This window comes from Streptomyces sp. NRRL F-5122 (assembly GCF_001507435.1).
Classification (GTDB): domain Bacteria; phylum Actinomycetota; class Actinomycetes; order Streptomycetales; family Streptomycetaceae; genus Streptomyces; species Streptomyces lannensis.
The window spans coordinates 33,006-53,751 of sequence record NZ_LMWH01000161.1; the positions used below are offsets into that span (position 1 = coordinate 33,006).

Consider the following 20,746-nt stretch of genomic DNA (forward strand, 5'->3'; position numbering starts at 1 on the left):
GATAGCTTCGCCACTGCACCACCCGTCATGTACCTGCCGGACACCACCCGTGTCCCGGCATGTTCACGTTCCGGATGATGTGGAGATCCCATGGCTCATCTGCGTTCCAGACGCCGGCTCGCACTCGCCGTACCGGTCGTGCTGTCGCTCACCGCCTCACTGGGCTTCCTGCCGGGTGCCGCGTCGGCCGCCCCGCGCACCACCACCGTGCGGGCCGCCGCCGGCCCCGAACTCGCCTACGTCGTCAACACCAGGACGGACCGTCACACGATCTCCGCGGTACAGCGGGCCATCACCGCGGCCGGCGGCACGGTCGTGGTGACGTACGACAGGATCGGCGTGATCGTCGTCCACTCCTCGAACCCCGAGTTCGCACAGACCCTGCGCGCGGTCCGCGGGGTGCAGTCCGCGGGTGCGACCCGGACCGCGCCGCTGACCCCGGCGGGAACGACGGAAGAGGGCGCCGCGCAGTATCTGACGAAGGCCCAGGCGGCGAAGGCCCGGAGTACCTCGGCTGCCGCGGGCGAGGGCGAGCCCCTCGAGGCCGACCAGTGGGACCTGCGGGCGATCGGCGCCGACAGGGCCGCGAAGATCGACCCGGGCAGCCGGAGCGTCACGGTCGCCGTCATCGACACGGGCGTCGACGACACCCACCCCGATCTCGCCCCGAACTTCTCCGCGGCGCAGTCCGCGAACTGCGTCGGCGGCAAGGCGGACACCTCGTACGGCGCCTGGCGCCCCGCGAACCCGGACCACTACCACGGCACCCATGTCGCCGGAGAGATCGCCGCGGCCCGCAACGGGATCGGCGTCGCCGGCGTCGCCCCGGGCGTCAAGGTCTCCGCCATCAAGGTCGCCGACCCGGTCAGCGAGCTCTTCTACCCCGAGAGCGTCGTCTGTGCGTTCGTGTTCGCCGCCGACCACGGCGTGGAGGTCACGAACAACAGCTACTACGTGGACCCGTGGCTGTACAACTGCATGGACGACCCCGACCAGCGGGCCATCGTCGACGCGGTCGACCGGGCCCAGCGGTACGCCCAGCGCAAGGGGACCCTCAACGTCGCGTCGGCGGGCAACTCCAACGACGACCTCGACTCCCACGCCCTCGTCGACGCCTCCAGTCCCGACGACTCGACCGCGGTCACCCGCACCGTCGACCCGCACGAGTGCTTCGACGTACCGACGCAGTTGCCGGGCGTCGTGACGGTCGGCGCGACCGGCGTCACCAAGGCCAAGTCGTACTACTCCAGCTATGGCGACGGCGTGATCGACGTCGTGGCGCCGGGCGGCGACAAGTTCCAGATCCCGGACACGCCCTCGAAGAACGGCCGCGTCCTGTCCACGATGCCGAACGGCCAGTACGGCTTCCTGCAGGGCACATCCATGGCGTCCCCGCACGTCGCCGGCGTGGCGGCGCTGCTGAAGTCCGCGCACCCCTGGGCCGGCCCCGCCGTCCTCACGGCGCTGCTGAAGGCGCAGGCGGACAACCCCGGCTGCCCCACGGCTCCCTACGACGGTGACGGCGACGGGGTCGCGGACGCTACCTGTGTGGGCGGCAAGCGTGTGAACGGCTTCTACGGCTTCGGCATCGTCAACGCGCTGCGAGCGGTCAAGTAGCCGTTCTGAACCGCCTGTTGACGCACGGCCCGGATCGAACCGCTCATACCGCGAACGGAATTGGAGACATCATGACCGCACCTCTGAAGCGCTCCCGCCGTCTGGTCGCCCTTCCCCTCGGGATGGCTACGGCGACCGCCCTTGCCTTCCTGCCCAACGTCACCGCGTCCGCTGCGGAGACGGCCCCCAGAGCCACGGCGGCCGAGACCGTCCCGCTCAGCTATGTCGTCAACGTCCGCCCCGGGCACGGCGTCTCGTCGCATGTGAAGCGGGCCGTCGCCGAGGCGGGCGGCACGATCGTGGTCGCGTACGACAAGATCGGCGTGATCGTGGTCCACTCCTCGAACCCCGACTTCGCCAGGACCCTGCGCAGGGTGCCCGGAGTGCAGTCGGCGGGTGCCACCCGCAACGCGCCCCTTCCCGCGCAGTCGACCACCGATGTCGGAACGCCCAAGGTGCTCACCTCCGAGGAGGTGGCGGGCGCCCGGGCGGCCGGCGGACAGGACCCGCTGGAGCCGTTGCAGTGGGACCTGCCCGCCATCAAGGCGGACAAGGCGCACGAGAAGACGCTCGGCAGCCGCGACGTCACCGTGGCCGTCATCGACACGGGGGTGGACGACACCCACCCGGACATAGCACCCAACTTCGACCGCGGCGCCTCGGTCAACTGCGTGTCCGGCAAGCCCGACACGGCCGACGGAGCCTGGCGGCCGAGCGCGGCGGAGAGCCCGCACGGCACACATGTCGCCGGTGAGATCGCGGGCGCCAAGAACGGCGTCGGCATCACCGGTGTCGCGCCCGGCGTGAAGGTCGCCGGCATCAAGGTCGCCACGACGGCGGGCTACTTCTACACCGAGGCCGTGGTCTGCGGTTTCGTCTGGGCGGCCGAGCACCACGTCGACGTCACCAACAACAGCTACTACACCGACCCCTGGTACTTCAACTGCACCGGCGACCCGGACCAGAGGGCGCTCGTCGACGCCATCACCCGCGCCTCGCAGTACGCGGAGCGCAAGGGCACCGTCAATGTCGCCGCCGCGGGCAACGAGAGCTACGACCTGGACGCGGACTCGATCACCGACCCGGTCTCCCCGAACGACGGAACGCCCAGCGACCGGGTGGTCGACCCGCACGAGTGCTTCGACATCCCGACCCAGCTGCCGGGCGTGGTCACCGTCTCCGCGACCGGGGCGAAGGGCATCAAGTCCTCGTTCTCCAACTACGGCCTCGGCGTCATTGACGTGGCCGCTCCAGGCGGCGACTCCACGGCCTACCAGACCCCCGCCCCGCCGGCCACCAGTGGTCTGATCCTCGGCCCGCTGCCGGGTGGCAAGTGGGGCTACATGGCGGGTACGTCGATGGCGACCCCGCACGTCGTGGGGGTGGCAGCCCTCATCAAGTCGACACACCCGCACGCACCCGCCGCCCTCGTCAAGGCGCTGCTGTACGCCGAGGCCGACGCCACGCCGTGCACGGACCCGTACGACATCGACTCGGACGGCAAGATCGACGCCGTGTGCAAGGGGTCGAAGAACCACAACGGGTTCTACGGGTGGGGCACCGTCAACGCGCTGAAGGCCGTGACCCGGTAGCCGTTCCGGTGTGAGGCCGCACAGGGAGGGGCTCCGCCGGGCCCCTCCCCCATGTTGATCCGGTACACGCTGCATAGTGCCCCCATGACGGACATGGACGTGGCATGGGCGGCGCTGGGCGGCGACCCCGCACTGGTGCCGAAGGTCTCGGCCGTCGTGCGGGACGGGGCGCTGCCCTCGCGCCTGCCCGTGCGGGAGGTGGCACGGGCCTGTGTCGGGGCGTGTGCGCTGGCCGCGGCCGAGTGGGGGGCACGGCGGGCCGGACTGTCCTCCGTGCCCGAGGTCCGGGTGGACGACGGCGCGGTCGCCACCGCCTTCCGCAGCGAACGGCACCTTCGGGTGGACGGCCGCGAACCGGTCTCCTTCGCACCGCTCTCCCGTTTCTGGCGCACCGCGGACGGCTGGGTGCGCACCCACGCGAACTATCCCCACCACCGAAAGAGGCTGCTCGCCGCCCTCGGCCTGACGGCCGGGGCCTCCGCGGACAGCGTGGCCGCCGCGCTCGGCGAGCGGTCGGCCGTGGAGGTGGAGGAGAGCGTGTACGCGGCCGGAGGGCTCGCCGTCGCGCTGCGCACGCCCGAGGAGTGGGCCGCCCACCGGCAGGGACGCGCCCTCGCCGCACACCCGCTGGTGGAGCGCGAACGGCTCGGCACGGCGCCCGGCCGTCCGCTTCTGCCACTCGCCGGTGAACCCCTGCGGGCCGCGGCGGGCATCCGCGTCCTGGACCTCACCCGGGTCATCGCAGGCCCCGTCGCCACCCGCACCCTGGCGCTGCTGGGCGCCGACGTGCTGCGGATCGACAGCCCGCGTCTGCCCGAACTCCCCGACCAGCACGCCGACATGGACTTCGGAAAGCGGTCCGCCACGCTCGACCTGACGGCGGCCGCGGACCGGCGGACCCTCGAGGATCTGCTGGCGACAGCGGACGTGGTGGTCACGGGCTATCGGCCCGGCGCGCTGGACCGCTGGGGGCTGGCCGCCGAGGAACTGGCCGGGCGGCGGCCCGGTCTTGTGGTGGCGCAGTTGTCCGCGTGGGGCGCCTACGGGCCATGGGGTGAGCGGCGGGGCTTCGACAGCCTGGTCCAGGTCGCCACCGGGATCGCGGCGGCCGAGGGGGAGGCCGAACGACCCGGGGCGTTGCCCGCCCAGGCCCTGGACCACGGCACGGGGTATCTGCTGGCCGCGGCGGTGCTGAGGTCCCTCACCGAGCAGACGGAGCAGGGCGGCAGCCGCGTCGTGCGGCTGGCGCTGGCCCGGACGGCGGCCTGGCTGACGGGCGGGACCGCACGGGAGGCCGGGCACGCGCACGCTCCGTACGAGGGCCCGGACCCCTGGCTGACCGAGACCACCGGCGCACTCGGCCGGCTGCGGTACGCCCTGCCGCCGATCCGGTTCGCGGGCGGACCCGTGGACTGGGCGCGACCGCCGGGGCGGTGGGGCGGTGATCCGGCACGTTGGGCGCCGGTTGCCGGCAGGGGCTGAGCCGCTCGCCGGGTGCGCTCGGCCCGTGGCGTGATGCTGCACCGGGGGCGGAATGCCGCTCCCTCAGTTGTTTTCGGGTGGTTGCCCGTTCTGTCATGACTGGCGAGGATCGTGAGGTGAGTTCGAGCGGATCCACGGCCGGGACGGACGGCGACGCGGCGGACGCTGCCCGCATACCCTTGGCGGTCGCCCCGCCCCGCGGCCCCTCGGCCCGCCGGGCCGTCGCCCTGCTCGCCCTTGTGACGGCCGCCGCCCTGATCCCTTCGCTCGGCGCCCCGGCCACGCTGCACGGCACGGGTGAGGCGGCCGCGCCGGGGGCCGGGGGCATCGGCCTGATGCGTGCCGCGCTGTTCGCGGCGCTGTGCATACCCGCCGGCGAGTTCTTCGTGGCCCGGCTCGTCCGCAGGGTGCCGGGCGCCCCGGTCACGGACCTTCCGCGCAGCCTGGGGCCCCATGCGGCGGGCGCGGGCCTCGTCGCCGCGCTGGTGCTCGCCGCGGTCGTGGCCACCGGCAATCTGGTCCCTCACCGGCTCTCCGAGATCGACCCGGGCGGGCTGTACCGAACCCGTGACGGCCTGCTGGCCCTCCTGGAGGTCAACGCGTTCCTCGCGGCCGGAGTGTGTGCTCTCTCCCGCCGTCCCGCCTGCCGGATGTGGCCACCGGCCACGGTGGCCGTCGCGGAGGCGCTGCGCGCCCACCCCGCGACGGAGCACTCCCCCGCGCTCGGCTCGGCTCTGACGCTCGTGCACCTCGTCTGCGCCTCGCTGTGGGCGGGCGGGCTGCTGCACGTCCTGCGCACAGTGCGGCACTGGCGCGCGGCCCCCCGGGCGGGCGGAGCGCTGCTGGGACTGTATGCGCGCGGGGCGGCCGTGCTGCTGGCCCTGATCACCGCCACGGGGCTGTGGAGCTCGCTGCGCCGCATGCCCGCGCACACGGTCCTGGACCAGCTGACCACGACGGCCTACGGCCGCACCCTGCTCGCCAAGGTGCTGCTCGTGGCCGTCGTCGCCCTGCTCGCACTGATCGCGCGAACACGGCTGCGGCGCGCCGCCGACCCGCTCGCCGCCTGTGCCCCCGCCCGCGCCGAGGTGGCGCTGCTGGGGCTGGTCGTCGCCGTGTCGGGGCTGCTGACGGCGCTGCCGTTGCCGATCCGCTGGTCCTGATCAGTCCTGGGTGACGAGCACCTTGAGGGCCGTGCGCTCGTCCATCGCCCGGTATCCGTCGGGCACGCCCTCGAGGCCGACCGTGCGGTCGAAGACCGGCGAGGGGTCGATGGTGCCGTCGAGGATGTCGGGCAGCAGCTCCGGGATGTACGTGCGCACCGGGGCCACGCCGCCGTGCAGGGCGATGTTCCGGTCGAACATGACGCCGAGGTCGAGTCCGGTGCTGCTGCCGTGCGGGACACCGACAAAACCGATGGCGCCGCCGTCCCGGGTGACGTTCACTGCGGTGCGCATGGACTGCTCGGTGCCGACGGCCTCGACGACGGCGTGCGCGCCCTGGCCGCGGGTGAGTTCGCGGACGGCCTCGACGGCCGCGTCCCCGCGCTCCGCGACGACGTCCGTGGCCCCGAAGAGCCGGGCGATGTCCGTACGGGCCTCATGGCGCCCCAGGGCGATGATCCGCTCGGCGCCGAGCCGCTTGGCGGCCAGGACGGCGCACAGTCCGACGGCCCCGTCACCGACCACGGCCACGGTGGCGCCGGGGCGGACTCCCGCGCCGAGGGCGGCGTGGTGACCGGTGCCCAGCACGTCGGAGAGCGTCAGCAGCGCGGACAGCAGACGGCCGTCGGAGAGTGCCTCCTTCGGCAGCCGGACCAGGGTGGCGTCGGCGAAGGGCACGCGCACCGCCTCGCCCTGCCCGCCGTCGGAGCCGACCGAGCCCCAGAAGCCGCCGTGCTCGCAGGAGGTGGTGAGCCCCTCGCGGCAGTAGTCGCAGACGCCGTCCGACCACACGAAGGGCGCGACGACCAGGTCGCCGCGCCGGACGCCGGTCACCTCGGAGCCGGTCTCCTCGACCGTGCCGAGGAACTCGTGCCCGATGCGCTGCCCGGGCTTCCGGGACGACTCACCGCGGTACGCCCACAGGTCGCTGCCGCAGATACAGGCCTTCACCACCCGCACGACCGCGTCGGTGGGCACCTGGACGACGGGGTCGGGCACGTCCTCCACCCGCATGTCGAAGGGGGCGTGGATGGTGGTGGCGCGCATGTGAGGGTCCTTCTCCTGCGAACGGTCGTACGAGTGCTCAGGGGGTGGTCGAGCACACCTCACCGTACGTCGCCGCCGGCGCGTCACTCGTCGAGGGGCCCCGGCCGACGCCGTCTGCGCAGCTCCGGCGCCCGCCGCGGGCTCTCAGGCGGCGGGCTCCTCGGCGGGCCGCGCCGCCGCGAGCGGCGCCGCGGCCACCGGCTGCCAGCCCGGCCCGCGGAACATCCGTCCGGCGCGCTCGCCCCAGCTGCCCGCCGCCCTGACGTCCCTGGCGATGGCCGCGTACTCGTGGGTGGCGACCTTCAGCGGGTTGTGGGTGCCGATGTTCTTCGTCAGCCCGTACACGGGCCGCTCGGTCTCGGCGACGAACGAGCCGAACATCCGGTCCCAGAGGATCAGGATGCCGCCGAAGTTGCGGTCCAGGTAGCCGCCCTGGGATGCGTGGTGCACCCGGTGGTGCGACGGCGTGTTGAACACGAACTCGAACCACCGGGGCATCCTGTCGATCCGCTCGGTGTGGATCCAGAACTGGTAGACCAGGTTCACGGAGGAGCAGAACGCCAGCGCGGCCGGATGCACTCCGGCCGCGATCAGGGGCAGGTAGAAGGGCCAGGAGGTGACGGACGTCCAGGGCTGGCGCAGCGCGGTGCTGAGGTTGAACTTCCGGCTCGAGTGGTGGACGACGTGACAGGCCCACAGGATCCGGATGACGTGGTGCCCGCGATGGGACCAGTAGTAGAAGAAGTCCTGCGCGAGGAGCATGAGGAGGACGGTCCACCACAGCAGGGGGACGCGCAGCGGCGTGAGTGCGTAGACCGCCGCGTAGACCGCGACGATCGGTATCTTCCACAGGAAGTCGAAGAAGAGACTGCCCAGTCCCATGCCGATGCTGGTCGCCGCGTCCTTGGCGTCATAGCCCGCCGCGTCCTCGTCGGGATGGATGCGTACGCTCACCATCTCGATCGCGGTGAGCAGCACGAAGGCGGGTATCGACCACATCACGACATCGGGCAGGTTCGGCATGGGTGCACCGTAGAACCGCGCGCCGCCTACGGCCAGGGGTTGTTACCGACAAGTATCGGCGAATCCGCGCGGCCGTCCGCCGGTGCCGCCGCCCACGGGCCGGGCACAGGCGGATCGCGGGAACCGGTCCCCTCCTGTCGGGAGCGTCATGCCCTCGGCCCGGTGCCCCTCACACCCCCGCCGCCCCCAGCAGCGTCCCGGCGGCATAGGTGACCCCCATGGCCAGCGCCCCGCCCACCACGTTCCGCAGTACGGCCCGCCTCGGCGCGGCCGCGCCGAGGCGGGCACTGGTCCAGCCGGTGACGACCAGGGCCGCGAGGACGGAGAGCACCGTCACCCAGAGCCGCAGCGAGGCGGGAGGAAGCACGATCGCCAGCAGCGGCAGCAGTGCGCCCACCGTGAACGCCAGGAAGCTCGCCGACGCCGCGTGCCAGGGGTTGGTGAGCGCGTCGGGGTCGATGCCGAGCTCCACCCGGGCGTGGGCGCGCAGCGCGTCCCGCGCCGTCAGCTGGACCGCCGCCTCGCGGGCCACCTCCCGGGACAGGCCCCGGTCCTCCAGCAGCCCCGTCAGCTCCTCCAACTCGGCCTCCGGCTGCTCACGCAGCTCCCGCCTCTCCATGGCCAGCGCCGCCTTCTCCGAGTCGCGTTGGGTCGACACCGACACGTACTCGCCGGCCGCCATCGACATCGACCCGGCCAGCAGACCGGCCAGACCGGCCGTCAGAAGGGTCGAGCGGGCCGTCGTCGCGCCGGCCACGCCGACCACGAGCCCCGCCGTGGAGACGATGCCGTCGTTCGCGCCGAGGACCGCGGCCCGCAGCCAGTTCAGGCGGGAGCCGAGGGCGCCCGCGTGGGCCTCGTCATGCGTGGGTTCCGTCACACCGGGAGGATGGCACCTGCGGCACGGCCCGAGCCGCACCGACCCTCCCCGCCGGAACTCCCCGCTCGCCGCACCCGCCTGAGACCGTGGCAGGCTCGGGGGCCCGCGGGAGCGCCGGGCCGTCCCCGGCAGGGTCCGTGAACAGGGCATACCGGAACCCGTGTTCGTGCGCGCCCGGGGGGGCGAACGTGCGCGAGACGCACACGGCGGGGCACGGACGACGTCGCACGCCCCGGCGAACTCACCTGGGGGCACGCCGCGTTGTGCACGCCCCCGAGCGAGGGCGCCGCGCTCACGACTGCCGGACCCGGGCGCGCTCGGGACTGTCGGTCACGCCCCGTATCCTCAGTGACCATGCTCGAAGACCGTACGACCACAGCGTTCCCGGCCCCTTGGCCGGCCGCGTATCCCGAGGGGTACGCGGTCGTGGACGTGGAGACCACCGGCCTGGCCCGGCACGACCGGATCATCTCGGCCGCCATCTACCGGGTGGACGCACGCGGTGAGGTCGAGGACCACTGGTACACCCTGGTCAACCCGGAGCGCGACCCGGGCCCCGTGTGGATCCACGGCCTTGACAGCGAAGCACTCGAAGGGGCGCCGCTCTTCGGGGACATCGCGGACGAGTTCACCGACCGGCTCGCCGGCCGGGTCCTCGTCGCGCACAACGCGGTCTTCGACTGGTCGATGATCGCCCGCGAGTACGCGCGCGCCGAGCGCGAGGCGCCGGTCCGTCAGCGGCTGTGCACCATCGCGCTCTCCAAGGAGCTGGGCCTGCCGCTGGCCAACCACAAGCTGGAGACGCTGGCAGCGCACTTCGGTGTCGTCCAGCAGCGCGCCCACCACGCGCTGGACGACGCGCGCGTGCTGGCCGAGGCGTTCCGGCCCAGCCTGCACGCCGCCGCGCGGGGCGGCGTTCGGCTGCCACTGCTGGAGTGCCGCCCGCTCACCGAGTGGTCCGCCTCCCCGACGATCGGCAGGCAGTCCTCGGTGGGCTACCGGCCCGGCACATGGCGCCCCTCCCGCAGGCGCCCGGCCTGCCCCTATCCCAATCCGGGGCGCTACGAGGACGGCGAACGCCTCAAGCAGGGCATGCGGGTGGCGTTCTCCGGCGACACCTCGGTCGAGCGGGACCTGCTGGAGGACCGGGCCGTCGAGGCGGGCCTGCACGTGGCCACGAGCCTGTCCCGGCTCACCAGTCTGCTGGTCACCAACGACCCCGACTCGGGCACCTCGAAGACGGTCAAGGCCCGCCAGTACGGGACGCCGGTGGTGGACGAGGCCGCCTTCGGACAGCTGCTGCGGGACGTGGAACCCGCGGCCCCGTAGACGGCGGGGAGAGCGGGGTCCCCGGCGCCGGAGCGGCGCTGACGGACGTACGGGTGATTGCCGGGCGACTCGCCTCGCACCCGCTCGCCCGCACGGCGGCGACGGCACACGCTGTGGCGCATGGCGAGATGTGAAGTTTGCGGCAACGACTACGGAATGACCTTCGAGGTGCACGCACAGGGCGCGGTGCACGTCTTCGACTGCTTCTCCTGCGCCATCCACCGTATGGCGCCCATCTGCGAACACTGCCGTGTCCAGATCATCGGCCAGGGAGTCGAGGTCGACGGTCACTGGTACTGCGGAGCCCACTGCTCCCGCGCCGAGGGGAGGGTGGGGATCGTCGACAACGTGTGAGCCGGTACCCGCCTGAATGCACCCCGCGACCGAGTTGTACGGTCGTGGGGTGTACCGCTTCCTGTTGACCCGCCAGTGGGTGATCCTCACCCTCGTGGCCCTCCTGCTCATCCCGACGATGATCAGGCTGGGTGTCTGGCAGCTGCACCGCCATGACCACAGGCAAGCGCTGAACAAGGTGATCGACGACTCGCTGGCGGCGCAGCCCGTGTCCGCGGAGTCCCTCACCTCGGTCGGCGGCTCGGTCCGGCACGAGGACCTCTACCGCCGGGTGACCGCGAAGGGCCGCTTCGACACGGCGCACGAACTGGTGGTGCGCCGTCGCACGAGCACGGACGACCAGGTCGGCTACCACGTCCTGACGCCGTTCGTGCTGGACAACGGCAGGACTCTGCTCGTCAACCGGGGCTGGATCCCCTCCCCCGGCTCGCAGACCGCCTTCCCGAAGATCCCCGCGCCCGCCGAGGGCGAGATCACCGTCACCGGCCGGCTGATGCAGGACGAGACGACGGCCGCGAGCGGCATCAAGAACGTCAAGGGGCTGCCGGACCGCCAGATCATGCTGATCAACAGCGGGCAGATCGCCACGCTCCTGCGCGGCGAGGGCGACGGCTCCGCCAAGGACGTGCTCGGCGGCTACATCGAACTGACCTCCCCCGCCCCCAAGGGCGGCAGCCCGGAGCTGATCCCGTCGCCCAAGGAGGACAGCAGCTGGATCGGCCTCGGCGACATCAACCTGCCGTACGCGGTCCAGTGGTGGCTGTTCGCGGCGGCGGTCCCGATCGGCTGGGCGATCCTGGTCCGCCGTGAGGCCGGGGAGCGGGCGAAGCGCACCGAGGAGCGGCACGAGGAACCGGCACCGGCCGCGGTGGGCTGACCTCGACCCGGCGCGCCACCGGCCGCCGACCCGGAGGAACACGGTCCGGGCGACGGGAGGATGTGCGAGACGCACAAAACAGGGAAGACGGACAACCTGCGGGGCGGGCGCGGACGTCGGGGCTGGGCGACGCGCCCGTCCCGCGGCCCCCGTGCCGGACTGCGGGACCGCCCCCGGTCCTCCGGCCGGCACGGCCCGTCGGGTACCGCACTCGCCCTCCCGGGTGACGAGACGGCAGGATAGGGGCCATGGATCTTGGACTGAAGGACCGTGTGTACGTCGTCACCGGCGCCACTCGCGGGCTGGGCAACGCTGCCGCGCGGGAACTCGTCGCCGACGGGGCGAAGGTGGTCGTCACCGGCCGCGACGAGAAGCGGACCGCCGATGCCGCCGCCGAACTGGGTGCCAACGCCGTGGGCGTGGCCGTCGACAACTCCGACCCCGGGGCGCCTGCCCGGCTGATCGCCACGGCACGTGAGCACTTCGGCGGTTTCGACGGCGTCCTGATCAGCGTCGGCGGCCCGCCGCCGGGCCGGCTCGCCGACAACACGGACGAGCAGTGGACGGCCGCCTTCCAGTCCGTCTTCCTCGGTGCGGTACGGCTGGCCCGCGCCGCCGCCGCGGAACTGCCCGAGGGCGGTGTCATCGGCTTCGTCCTGTCCGGCTCCGTGTACGAGCCCATCCAGGGCCTGACCATCTCCAACGGTCTGCGGCCCGGACTCGCGGGCTTCGCCAAGTCCCTCGCGAACGAGCTGGGCCCGCGCGGCATTCGCACCGTCGGGCTCCTCCCGGCCCGAATCGACACGGACCGGGTGCGCGAGCTGGACGCCCTGGCCGCCGATCCGGACGCGGCCCGGACGGCCAACGAGGCCTCCATCCCGCTGCGCCGCTACGGCACCCCGGAGGAGTTCGGCCGCACGGCCGCGTTCCTGCTCTCACCGGCGGCGTCGTATCTGACCGGGATCATGGTTCCGGTGGACGGCGGGGCCCTGCACGGGTTCTGAGCCCTGTGCACGGTCCCTGGGCCCGTCCGCTCACGGCATCAGCTCACGCGCCCCGCACGGTACTTGGCTCCACGCAGCCGTACCTCGGTGGGCAGTGCGGCAAGTCCTGCCGACTCGCGGGCATGGGCCAGGGACCCGGTGGTGAGCCGGTGCAGCGCGTCCGCGGGATCCACGTACGGTTCGAGCAGGAGCCGTACCCGTGCCTGAGGCGCGCTGCGTCGCCCGGTCAGCAGCACCCGTGCCTCCTGGACGCCGTCCAGCCGCCCCGCGTCCTCGGCGAGGACGCCCTCCATCGCCCGCCCGCGCAACAGGGCGCCCGCACCGTCCCCGGTGTCGACGAGGACCTCGCTGAGCCGGCGTCGTCTGAGCACTGCCGACAGCCACCACACGGCGAGCAGCACAAGGACGGTGAGGGCGCCGATGACGGTCGGCCACCACCAGCCCTCCTGACGCCACCGGGTCCGTTCGGCATCGCTGAGCAGGACGTCGTGCGGCCCCTGGTGGACCCACCACGACGGCGGAGCCGTCCCGAGGCCGACGGCGAGGACGGAACCGCCGAGGACGACGAGGCCGAGTCCGGCCAGCCCGATCAGTACACGGTTGACGATCCGCAGCACCGCGCCTCACCCCTTCCGTCCGGTCCGCCGCACATGCACCGACAGACCGGGCCGGCGGTCGAGCCCGAGGCCCCGCACGGCGTCGGCGAGGGCGGCGTCCAGGTCGGCCCGCACCTCGTCGAGCTCCCGGAAGTGCGAGACCGCCCGCACGTCCGCCCTCCCGCGTCCCACACGGACGCGCACCGACTGCACACCGGGCACCTCCATGGCACGGTCGCGCAGCACCGTCGCGGCGGCGGCGCGGTGCAGCCCGGCCTGCACGTCGGCGTGGGGCGGACGCATCGTCAGCACGCCGCGCAGACCGGGCGTCACGGCGAGTGCCAGCAGCCACAGGCCGAGGACCACGGCCACGGCGGCGCAGGCCAGCACCCAGATGTCGTCGAGGGGCCGTCCGGCGAGCTCCCGTACGAGGACCTTGCGCGCGTGCAGGGCGGACCTGTCGGCCCTCACTGCCGTGATGTCGTACAGCAGCAGGACCGCGCCGGTCAGTACGACCAGCGCCACGACGCCCGCCGGGAAACGGCGCGAGGACCAGAAGCGGCCGCCGCTTCCATGCGCACCGTCCACGGGCTCGTACGCCGCGGCGGACGCGGACTGGCCCAGCCCGCCGTCCGCGGCCTTCTCGATGACCGGGAGTCCCTGCGTACTCTCGCGGCCCTGTGCCTCGCTCATTGCGTCCTCCCCTGTGCCGGGCCCGGATGCAGCCGCTCCACCTGGACGGCGACCTCGTGCACCTCCATCCCCGCCAAGGCGCCTACCCGCTCGACGACCCGGCGACGCACCGCACCGCACCGGCCGCCGATGTCGCAGGGGTAGCCCAGTTCGAGGCTGATGCCGACGCGCGCCGTACCGATCGGGCTCGCCCCTCCCCCGGCGGTGTCGGTGGCGTGGTGCAGTACGACGACCGTCGCGTGCGGCGGTGCGGCCTCCGGCGGCAGCGTGCCGAGCGCCTCCTGCGCCGCCTGTGCGGCGATCTTCGCGACGACCAGGTCGCCGATCACGGTGGCGCCGCGCTCGGCCGGAGCCACCGCTCTTGCCGCCCTCCGGCTCCCGCCGCTCCGCTCACCCTCCACGGTCCGGTCGCTCACGCGTCACCGCTCCCGGTCATCGCGGGTGCGGAAGAAGTCGTCGACGTCCAGATCCCCTTCCAGGAAGCGGCCGACGACAAAGCCGACGGCACCGAGGGCCGCCACGAGCAGGAACGCGCCGAAGCCTCCGAAGTACCCGGCGAAGCCCAGCGCCATCCCGGCGATCATGCCGATCACGGCCAACCCCATGCTGCGCTCCTCAGCTCACGGCGACCCGGCTACTGGAGCCGCGCCTTCAGCTCGTCGTCCCGTTCGTCGGGCAGCTTCACATCGCCGACCGCGATGTTGACCTCGACGACCTCCAGCCCGGTCATCCGCTCGACCGCCACGATGACGTTCTCGCGCACGGCGCGCGCCACATCCGCGATGGACACCCCGTACTCGACGACGATCTCCAGGTCGAGCGCGGTCTGCACCTCGCCGACCTCGGCCTTCACTCCCCGGGTCGCCTTCGAGCCGCCGGGGACCCGGTCGCGGACGGCACCGAAGGTGCGGCTCAGGCCGCCGCCCAGGTCGTGCACGCCGGGCATGTCGCGCGCCGCGAGTGCGGCGATCTTCTCGACCACGCCATCGGCGATGGTCGTCCTTCCCCGCGTGGCGGGATCGCCGCCGCCCCACCGGGCGGGCTTGCGGGTCTGTATCGGCTCCGCACCCTCGGAGGCCGCCGCCGACCTGTTACGCTCGGTCATCTCGGTCATCGCCGCATGTGCCCTTTCGGTCGCCCTCCCCTCACCCACCGTAAGGGCGCGGACACGGCTGCGCCCGTGGACGGGACGGGTTGGATCAATGCGGCGGACGCACGGACGTGACGACGGGGAGCCCCGGCGCGGCCGCCGTGCGACGGGCCCGGATCACGCTCATGGCTCCGGCGGCGTACGAATGCACGCTGCCGCCGGGCCGTTGCGGACCGTTATGGAGTGCGCGGTCGTGGCACCCCACCGCGCGGGACGCCGAACCGGTCACCCGGCAGCCGCCCGCCTCCGCCCAATTGCGGAGCCACGGCTGGAACCCGATCCGCTCCTCGCAGACGACGAGTCGGGCGTGGTCCGGTCCGCGCAAGGAGCGGGCACCCAGGGGTGTGCCGGGCACGCCAGGAGCAGCGGGGCGGCACGTCCCTGCCCCGCCGCGCTGTCCGGGTGCGGCCGTCCGTCGGTCGCCGTCCCCGTGACGGCCGCCGAGCGCCGATCCGGGTCCCGACGGCCCGGACGTCCGCTACTCGCCCACTCCGGCCAAGTCCCGGATCCGGCGGGCCTGGGCGGCCCGCTCCGCGGCACGCTGCTCGTCGTACGTCCGCCCCGACGCCCCGACCAGCAGTGCCTTGGTCTCGATCACGGCGTCCCGGGGGGCGGCCAGCAACGCGGACGCCAGGTCCCGCACCGTGTCGTCGAGTTGCTCGCGCGGCACGGAGATGTTCGCGAGCCCGGTGCTCACGGCCTCCTCGGCCGCCACGAACCGGCCCGTCGCACAGATCTCCAGTGCGCGGGCACAGCCGACGAGGCCCACCAGCGGATGCGTGCCGGCCAGGTCCGGTACCAGGCCGAGGCTCGTCTCACGCATGGCGAACTGCACGTCGTCCGCGACGACGCGCAGATCACAGGCGAGGGCGAGCTGGAACCCGGCTCCGATCGCATGCCCTTGGACGGCGGCGATGGACACGATGTCGTTGCGCCGCCACCAGGTGAACGCCTCCTGGAATCCGGCGATGGCGGCATCCAGCTTCGCATCGCTGCCACGCGCGAGGTCGGTGAAGGACGGTTCGCCTTCGATGCCCTCGGGCGTGAACATCTGTCGGTCGAGCCCCGCCGAGAACGACTTGCCCTCGGCACGCAGCACGACCACACGGACCGAACCGGGCAGCGCGCTCCCGGCCTCCGCCAACGCCCGCCACAGAGCGGGGCTCTGGGCGTTGAGCTTGGCCGGGTTGGTCAGCGTCACCGTGGCGATCGTCTCGTCTACGGTGAGCCGTACGCCGTCCTTGTCGAGTACCGGGTCGAGCGAAGCCATGGGGCGCCTCCGATAGGTGCGGTCAGAAAAGGACACCGTGCGACGGCATCCGTAAGTGACTGCACAGTAACCACCCAGCCGGTCAACCGACCGACCGGGTGGCCACATCGAATCCGAGGGGCCGCCCGGCGTCAGGCCGACGTGGCCTTCTTGCCCCGCGTCGCCCCGCCACGCCCTCGAAGCGTGACGCCCGACTCGCTGAGCATCCGGTGGACGAAGCCATACGAGCGGCCGGTCTCCTCGGCCAGCGCCCGGATGCTCGCACCGGAGTCGTACTTCTTCTTCAGGTCTGCCGCGAGCTTGTCGCGCGCGGCGCCGGTCACCCGGCTGCCCTTCTTCAGAGTCTCGGCCACCCGTGCCTCCTCATGGGAAGTGCGCTCTGGTCTCCTCATGATCACCCCTCGGAGGCGCGATGGCCACCCATTCGGCAAGGTCCGTGCGACACGGTTCTGACGACGGGAGCACATCCCCACGAGTGGAATTCCGGATTCCGCCCTGCGCCGCCCGTACGGCCGAACGGGTTCTTCCGGGAAGGGCCAGGTCAGCGACGCACAACGGCCGAGCCCTTGAGGCGAAAGGGCTCGGCCGGGAAATCGGTGTATGACACACCCCGGTACGAGGAGATCTCACACAGATGATGGATCACGGATCGGCCGAATGATCCATACGCAGTGGATCAGTCATTCGATCAACCGGCGCTGACGGCTCAGCGCGCGGGAGTGCTCAGGCGAGGGTGACGAGGTCCGCGTAGTCCGCGCCCCACAGGTCCTCGACGCCGTCGGGCAGCAGGATGATCCGCTCCGGCTGGAGCGCCTCGACCGCGCCCTCGTCGTGCGTGACCAGGACGACCGCACCGGTGTAGGTGCGCAGCGCGCCGAGGATCTCCTCGCGGCTGGCCGGGTCGAGGTTGTTGGTCGGCTCGTCCAGCAGCAGCACGTTCGCGGACGACACCACGAGGGTGGCGAGGGCGAGACGGGTCTTCTCACCGCCGGACAGCACACCGGCCGGCTTGTCCGCGTCGTCCCCGGAGAACAGGAACGAGCCGAGCACCTTGCGGACCTCGACCAGGTCCATGTCGGGCGCCGCGGAGCGCATGTTCTCCAGGACCGTGCGGTCCGGGTCGAGGGTCTCGTGCTCCTGCGCGTAGTAGCCGAGCTTGAGGCCGTGACCGGGGACGACGGAGCCGGTGTCGGGCTGCTCGGCGCCCGCCAGCAGCCGCAGCAGGGTGGTCTTGCCGGCGCCGTTGAGGCCGAGGATGACGACCCTCGAGCCCTTGTCGATGGCCAGGTCGACGTCGGTGAAGATCTCCAGGGAGCCGTACGACTTCGACAGGCCCTCGGCCGTCAGTGGGGTCTTGCCGCAGGGCGCGGGCTGCGGGAAGCGAAGCTTGGCGACCTTGTCGGACTGGCGCACCGCGTCCAGGCCGGAGAGCAGCTTCTCGGCACGGCGGGCCATGTTCTGCGCCGCGACCGTCTTGGTGGCCTTGGCGCGCATCTTGTCGGCCTGGGCGTTGAGCGCGGCGGCCTTCTTCTCGGCGTTGGCGCGCTCCCGCTTGCGGCGCTTCTCGTCGGCCTCGCGCTGCTGCTGGTAAAGCCGCCAGCTCATGTTGTAGATGTCGATCGCGGATCGGTTCGCGTCCAGGTAGAACACCTTGTTGACGACCGTGTCGACCAGGTCGACGTCGTGCGAGATGACGATGAAGCCGCCGCGGTAGGACTTGAGGTAGTCGCGCAGCCAGACGATCGAGTCGGCGTCGAGGTGGTTGGTCGGCTCGTCGAGCAGCAGGGTGTCCGCGTCGGAGAAGAGGATGCGGGCCAGCTCGATACGGCGGCGCTGACCGCCGGAGAGCGTGTGCAGGGGCTGGCCCAGCACCCGGTCGGGCAGGTTGAGCGCGGCGGCGATGGTGGCGGCCTCGGCCTCGGCGGCGTATCCGCCCTTGGTGAGGAACTCCGTCTCCTGGCGCTCGTACTGCTTCATCGCCTTGTCACGGGTGGAGCCCTTGCCGGTGGCGATGCGCTGTTCGTTCTCGCGCATCTTGCGGATCAGGACGTCCAGGCCGCGCGCGGACAGGACGCGGTCGCGGGCGAGCACGTCCAGATCGCCGGTGCGCGGGTCCTGCGGGAGGTAGCCGACCTCGCCGGAGCGGGTGACGGTGCCCGCGGCGGGCATGCCCTCGCCGGCAAGGACCTTCGTGAGGGTCGTCTTGCCGGCGCCGTTGCGGCCGACCAGACCGATGCGGTCGCCCTTGGCGACGCGGAAACTGGCGTTCTCGATGAGGATGCGGGCACCGGCGCGCAGCTCGATACCGGAGGCGGAGATCACGGACAGACTCCAGGGCGGAGGAAGGGCGGGATGGACGGCTGAGGGCGTTCCCGCCGTCTAATGCGCGAGGAGAATGGCCATGGAGCCAGTCTAACGGGGTCGTGCAAGCGCTTTTTCGATGTGCGGACGTTCGGCACTGTGATGCTCGTTGCCCTCACCGGTCGCCCGGCCGTGCGGTCCGGCGCAGCGCAGTGGTGGCAACGGTTCGCCGCCCGGCTGTCCCTCGTTCGTGGAACGCCCGGGCGCGGCGGCCCGGGTCGGTACGAGGATGTCTCTCGCGGACGGCGCACGACGTGTCCGGGGCCGCGCCCCATGACCCCGTGGTGCCTCGTTCCGTCCGCTCGGTGCCGGGACCGTTGTCCGTGGCGGGTGCGAGACTGCACGGCGGGCCGAGGTTCCGGCCGGGACACCGGAGGGAGTGATCGGAATGGCGGGCATGGACGGCAGGCGTCCGAGCATCTACCCGACGCTGCTGTACGCGGACGCCAAGGCGGCGATCAGGCAGCTGACGGAGGCGTTCGGCTTCACGGAGCTGTCGGTGTACGAGGGGGAGGACGGCTCGGTGCTGCACGCCGAGCTCGTCCAGGGCAACGGCGCGGTGATGCTCGGCTCCAAGGGCCGGGGAGGACTCTTCGACGAGGCGATGAAGGGCGCGGGCCCCTGCGGGGTGTACATAGTCGTGGACGATGTCGACGCACACCACCAGCGGGCCGTGGAGCACGGTGCGGACATCCTGATGCCGCCGACGGACCAGGACTACGGCTCTCGGGACTACATGGCCCGGGACGCCGAGGGCAACATCTGGAGCTTCGGCACGTACGCCCCCGAGACAGCGGGCTGACCGGCGGTCAGCTGCCTCCCGTGTGGACCTGGAACGCGGCGCGGCGCACGGCCTTGGCCAGCGCCGGGTCCGGGTGGGCGGCGGCGAGCGCGACCAGCACCTGCACCGTGCGGGGATGCCCGACCGCGCGCACCTCGTCGAGGAGCGCCGGGATGGTGGGCTGCACGGCGGACTCCAAATGGCGCACGAGCAGCGGGGCTTCGCCGTGGTCGGCGACGGCCGCGGCGGTGTCGACCCACAGCCAGGTGGCCTCTTCGCGGGTGAGCACCTCGTGGGCGTCGTCCGGATCGGTGCCGTCGTGCTCGGCGAGCCAGAGCAGCGCATAGGGGCGCAGCGGGGTCTCGTCCGCCGCGGCCCGCACCTCGGCCTCGGCGGCGGCGCCGACCACGCGCAGCGCCTCGAAGGCCAGGCCGCGCAGGAGGGCGTCCTCACCGCCGGCGGCCGCGAGCAGTTCGGTGACGGCGCTGCCCACGGTGCGGGCCGCTAGCCAGGCGCGGTACTCCGCGCGCGCCGCGTTCGGGCGGAGCTGGGCGCAGCCGCGGAGCATGTCCTCGGCGTTCTGCTCGATGTTCCCGGCGGGGCTCTGCGCGGCGACACAGATCTGCTCGAGCTTGACCCAGACCGCCCAGCTGCCGATCGGGGTGAGGGTGGCCTGCCCGTCGGCGCAGGTGAGGGCGCCGACATAGGCGAGCGCGTCCAGGGCCCAGTCGAGCAGGGGGGCGAGGTCGGCGTCCTCCGCGACGGCGTGGACGGGGGCCTCCACCGGGGCCGCCTGCGGTCCGTAGGGGACCTCGCAGCGCTCGGTACGCAGTTCGGTGACCCGTTGTCCGAGGAGGTCGAGAAGCTGCTCGACGGGGACGGGTCCCGCGGACAGCTGCAGGAAGGAGAGCACCTGCGGCATGGCCGAGACGACCTCGGCGACGGCCGCGTGCTCCCGGTCCGCGGGCTCGGGACAGGCGAGCGACCATGCGTCGAAGAGGGCGACCCAGCCGCGCAGCACGGCGGAGTCGTCGCGGTTCCAGGCACGCAGCCGCCAGCCGGGGCGGGCGCTGTCGCCGTGCACCTCGACGAGACCCGCCAGCCGCGCGGTGTCCCAGTCGGCACGGGCCTGAGCGACGGTCAGACCGAGGTCGGCGGCCGCCTGTTCGGCGGTTGCGTCCGCAAGCGTGCCCCTGCCCTGTGCGGTCGCGCCGTCGCGGCCCGGACGGAGCGCGGTGTCGGCCCAGCGGGCCACGCGGGCCGCGCCGGCCAGTCGGGCGCGGGCCATCCTCGCCAGTTCCGCGGGCGGAGGTGTGCCCTCGGGCGGCCTGGGCGCGGGGCGGCGCGAGTGGTGCTGGGTCACCGCCCGGGGAGCGGCGGCGAGCGGCCGCGGGCGGACGAGTCGGAGCCTGGAGTCGCGCGGGGTACGGGACGTCACGGGTGCAGTCTTCCGGTTGACGGTCCGAAAACCCAAACGGAATGTCACGGCGGGCGACAGGCCCGGCCGACGAATGGGTCCCGGAAAGG

Annotated in this window: 21 protein-coding genes; 9 read left to right on the forward strand and 12 right to left on the reverse strand. The window is 72.7% G+C overall.

Features of this window, described 5'->3' with window-relative positions:
• Positions 1-90 precede the first annotated feature (90 nt).
• From ADL25_RS17540 to ADL25_RS17555, 4 genes are all read left to right on the forward strand, one after another.
• Positions 91-1,617, forward strand: a complete 1,527-nt coding sequence (locus ADL25_RS17540) for a S8 family serine peptidase (protein ID WP_059128688.1) — start codon at positions 91-93, stop codon at positions 1,615-1,617.
• A gap of 71 nt (positions 1,618-1,688) precedes the next feature.
• Positions 1,689-3,209 (forward strand): S8 family peptidase, encoded by a 1,521-nt coding sequence (locus ADL25_RS17545; RefSeq protein ID WP_059128689.1) that lies wholly within the window; start codon positions 1,689-1,691, stop codon positions 3,207-3,209.
• An 84-nt stretch (positions 3,210-3,293) separates the two neighbouring features.
• Positions 3,294-4,691, forward strand: a complete 1,398-nt coding sequence (locus ADL25_RS17550) for a CoA transferase (protein WP_059128690.1) — start codon at positions 3,294-3,296, stop codon at positions 4,689-4,691.
• Positions 4,692-4,786: 95 nt separating this feature from the next.
• The gene (locus ADL25_RS17555) at positions 4,787-5,854 is read left to right on the forward strand and encodes a CopD family protein (protein ID WP_079050428.1); all 1,068 of its coding nucleotides are present in this window, start codon (positions 4,787-4,789) and stop codon (positions 5,852-5,854) included.
• On the opposite strand, the gene ADL25_RS17560 is transcribed toward ADL25_RS17555, so the two are convergent.
• The 3 genes from ADL25_RS17560 to ADL25_RS17570 form a co-directional block, all read right to left on the reverse strand.
• Entirely contained in the window at positions 5,855-6,901 is a 1,047-nt protein-coding gene (locus ADL25_RS17560; RefSeq protein WP_059128691.1) for a zinc-dependent alcohol dehydrogenase family protein, read from the reverse strand. It abuts the gene before it with no gap.
• A 144-nt stretch (positions 6,902-7,045) separates the two neighbouring features.
• Positions 7,046-7,924, reverse strand: coding sequence for a sterol desaturase family protein (locus tag ADL25_RS17565; RefSeq protein WP_059128692.1), 879 nt, complete (start codon positions 7,922-7,924; stop codon positions 7,046-7,048).
• A 169-nt stretch (positions 7,925-8,093) separates the two neighbouring features.
• Positions 8,094-8,804, reverse strand: a complete 711-nt coding sequence (locus ADL25_RS17570; RefSeq protein ID WP_059128693.1) for a VIT1/CCC1 transporter family protein — start codon at positions 8,802-8,804, stop codon at positions 8,094-8,096.
• A gap of 354 nt (positions 8,805-9,158) precedes the next feature.
• Between ADL25_RS17570 and ADL25_RS17575 the strand changes: the two genes are divergently transcribed.
• From ADL25_RS17575 to ADL25_RS17590, 4 genes are all read left to right on the forward strand, one after another.
• On the forward strand, positions 9,159-10,133 hold the full coding sequence (locus ADL25_RS17575; protein ID WP_059128773.1) for a DEDDh family exonuclease: 975 nt from the start codon (positions 9,159-9,161) through the stop codon (positions 10,131-10,133).
• 120 nt (positions 10,134-10,253) lie between these two features.
• On the forward strand, positions 10,254-10,487 hold the full coding sequence (locus ADL25_RS17580; RefSeq protein ID WP_079050429.1) for a hypothetical protein: 234 nt from the start codon (positions 10,254-10,256) through the stop codon (positions 10,485-10,487).
• Between the two features lie 49 nt (positions 10,488-10,536).
• Entirely contained in the window at positions 10,537-11,364 is an 828-nt protein-coding gene (locus tag ADL25_RS17585; protein ID WP_079050430.1) for an SURF1 family protein, read from the forward strand.
• A 248-nt stretch (positions 11,365-11,612) separates the two neighbouring features.
• The gene (locus ADL25_RS17590; protein WP_059128696.1) at positions 11,613-12,368 is read left to right on the forward strand and encodes an SDR family oxidoreductase; all 756 of its coding nucleotides are present in this window, start codon (positions 11,613-11,615) and stop codon (positions 12,366-12,368) included.
• A 38-nt stretch (positions 12,369-12,406) separates the two neighbouring features.
• Here the strand turns inward: ADL25_RS17590 and amaP are convergent, their stop codons facing one another.
• The 8 genes from amaP to ADL25_RS17630 form a co-directional block, all read right to left on the reverse strand.
• A complete protein-coding gene (amaP, locus tag ADL25_RS17595) occupies positions 12,407-12,985 on the reverse strand; it encodes an alkaline shock response membrane anchor protein AmaP (protein ID WP_059128697.1) in 579 nt (192 codons plus the stop codon).
• Between the two features lie 6 nt (positions 12,986-12,991).
• Positions 12,992-13,657 carry a DUF6286 domain-containing protein gene (locus ADL25_RS17600; protein WP_059128698.1) on the reverse strand — a complete coding sequence of 222 codons (666 nt, stop codon included), beginning with the start codon at positions 13,655-13,657 and terminating at the stop codon, positions 12,992-12,994.
• The gene (locus ADL25_RS17605) at positions 13,654-14,073 is read right to left on the reverse strand and encodes an Asp23/Gls24 family envelope stress response protein (RefSeq protein ID WP_079050431.1); all 420 of its coding nucleotides are present in this window, start codon (positions 14,071-14,073) and stop codon (positions 13,654-13,656) included. The genes ADL25_RS17600 and ADL25_RS17605 overlap by 4 nt, the downstream gene beginning before the upstream one ends.
• A gap of 3 nt (positions 14,074-14,076) precedes the next feature.
• Positions 14,077-14,262 (reverse strand): hypothetical protein, encoded by a 186-nt coding sequence (locus tag ADL25_RS17610; protein WP_059128699.1) that lies wholly within the window; start codon positions 14,260-14,262, stop codon positions 14,077-14,079.
• Between the two features lie 29 nt (positions 14,263-14,291).
• A complete protein-coding gene (locus tag ADL25_RS17615) occupies positions 14,292-14,771 on the reverse strand; it encodes an Asp23/Gls24 family envelope stress response protein (protein ID WP_059128700.1) in 480 nt (159 codons plus the stop codon).
• A gap of 514 nt (positions 14,772-15,285) precedes the next feature.
• Positions 15,286-16,077 carry an enoyl-CoA hydratase/isomerase family protein gene (locus tag ADL25_RS17620; RefSeq protein ID WP_059128701.1) on the reverse strand — a complete coding sequence of 264 codons (792 nt, stop codon included), beginning with the start codon at positions 16,075-16,077 and terminating at the stop codon, positions 15,286-15,288.
• Positions 16,078-16,208: 131 nt separating this feature from the next.
• Positions 16,209-16,430: a helix-turn-helix domain-containing protein gene (locus ADL25_RS17625; RefSeq protein ID WP_009337982.1), complete on the reverse strand. Its 222-nt coding sequence runs from the start codon at positions 16,428-16,430 to the stop codon at positions 16,209-16,211.
• Between the two features lie 370 nt (positions 16,431-16,800).
• Entirely contained in the window at positions 16,801-18,399 is a 1,599-nt protein-coding gene (locus ADL25_RS17630; protein ID WP_059128702.1) for an ABC-F family ATP-binding cassette domain-containing protein, read from the reverse strand.
• 427 nt (positions 18,400-18,826) lie between these two features.
• Here ADL25_RS17630 and ADL25_RS17635 point away from each other — a divergent pair, with 427 nt between their 5' ends.
• The gene (locus tag ADL25_RS17635) at positions 18,827-19,240 is read left to right on the forward strand and encodes a VOC family protein (RefSeq protein ID WP_059128703.1); all 414 of its coding nucleotides are present in this window, start codon (positions 18,827-18,829) and stop codon (positions 19,238-19,240) included.
• A 7-nt stretch (positions 19,241-19,247) separates the two neighbouring features.
• Here the strand turns inward: ADL25_RS17635 and ADL25_RS17640 are convergent, their stop codons facing one another.
• The gene (locus ADL25_RS17640; RefSeq protein ID WP_181923017.1) at positions 19,248-20,657 is read right to left on the reverse strand and encodes a hypothetical protein; all 1,410 of its coding nucleotides are present in this window, start codon (positions 20,655-20,657) and stop codon (positions 19,248-19,250) included.
• Between the last annotated feature and the right edge of the window lie 89 nt (positions 20,658-20,746).

What these genes read in the sequence shown, in the direction of transcription:
- ADL25_RS17540 (WP_059128688.1), top strand. Translation starts at nt 91, where the DNA reads ATGGCTCATCTGCGTTCCAGACGCCGGCTCGCACTCGCCGTACCGGTC.
- ADL25_RS17545 (WP_059128689.1), top strand. Translation starts at nt 1,689, where the DNA reads ATGACCGCACCTCTGAAGCGCTCCCGCCGTCTGGTCGCCCTTCCCCTC.
- ADL25_RS17550 (WP_059128690.1), top strand. Translation starts at nt 3,294, where the DNA reads ATGACGGACATGGACGTGGCATGGGCGGCGCTGGGCGGCGACCCCGCA.
- ADL25_RS17555 (WP_079050428.1), top strand. Translation starts at nt 4,787, where the DNA reads ATGACTGGCGAGGATCGTGAGGTGAGTTCGAGCGGATCCACGGCCGGG.
- ADL25_RS17560 (WP_059128691.1), bottom strand. Translation starts at nt 6,901, where the DNA reads ATGCGCGCCACCACCATCCACGCCCCCTTCGACATGCGGGTGGAGGAC.
- ADL25_RS17565 (WP_059128692.1), bottom strand. Translation starts at nt 7,924, where the DNA reads ATGCCGAACCTGCCCGATGTCGTGATGTGGTCGATACCCGCCTTCGTG.
- ADL25_RS17575 (WP_059128773.1), top strand. Translation starts at nt 9,159, where the DNA reads ATGCTCGAAGACCGTACGACCACAGCGTTCCCGGCCCCTTGGCCGGCC.
- ADL25_RS17580 (WP_079050429.1), top strand. Translation starts at nt 10,254, where the DNA reads ATGGCGAGATGTGAAGTTTGCGGCAACGACTACGGAATGACCTTCGAG.
- ADL25_RS17590 (WP_059128696.1), top strand. Translation starts at nt 11,613, where the DNA reads ATGGATCTTGGACTGAAGGACCGTGTGTACGTCGTCACCGGCGCCACT.
- ADL25_RS17600 (WP_059128698.1), bottom strand. Translation starts at nt 13,657, where the DNA reads ATGAGCGAGGCACAGGGCCGCGAGAGTACGCAGGGACTCCCGGTCATC.
- ADL25_RS17610 (WP_059128699.1), bottom strand. Translation starts at nt 14,262, where the DNA reads ATGGGGTTGGCCGTGATCGGCATGATCGCCGGGATGGCGCTGGGCTTC.
- ADL25_RS17615 (WP_059128700.1), bottom strand. Translation starts at nt 14,771, where the DNA reads ATGACCGAGATGACCGAGCGTAACAGGTCGGCGGCGGCCTCCGAGGGT.
- ADL25_RS17620 (WP_059128701.1), bottom strand. Translation starts at nt 16,077, where the DNA reads ATGGCTTCGCTCGACCCGGTACTCGACAAGGACGGCGTACGGCTCACC.
- ADL25_RS17635 (WP_059128703.1), top strand. Translation starts at nt 18,827, where the DNA reads ATGGCGGGCATGGACGGCAGGCGTCCGAGCATCTACCCGACGCTGCTG.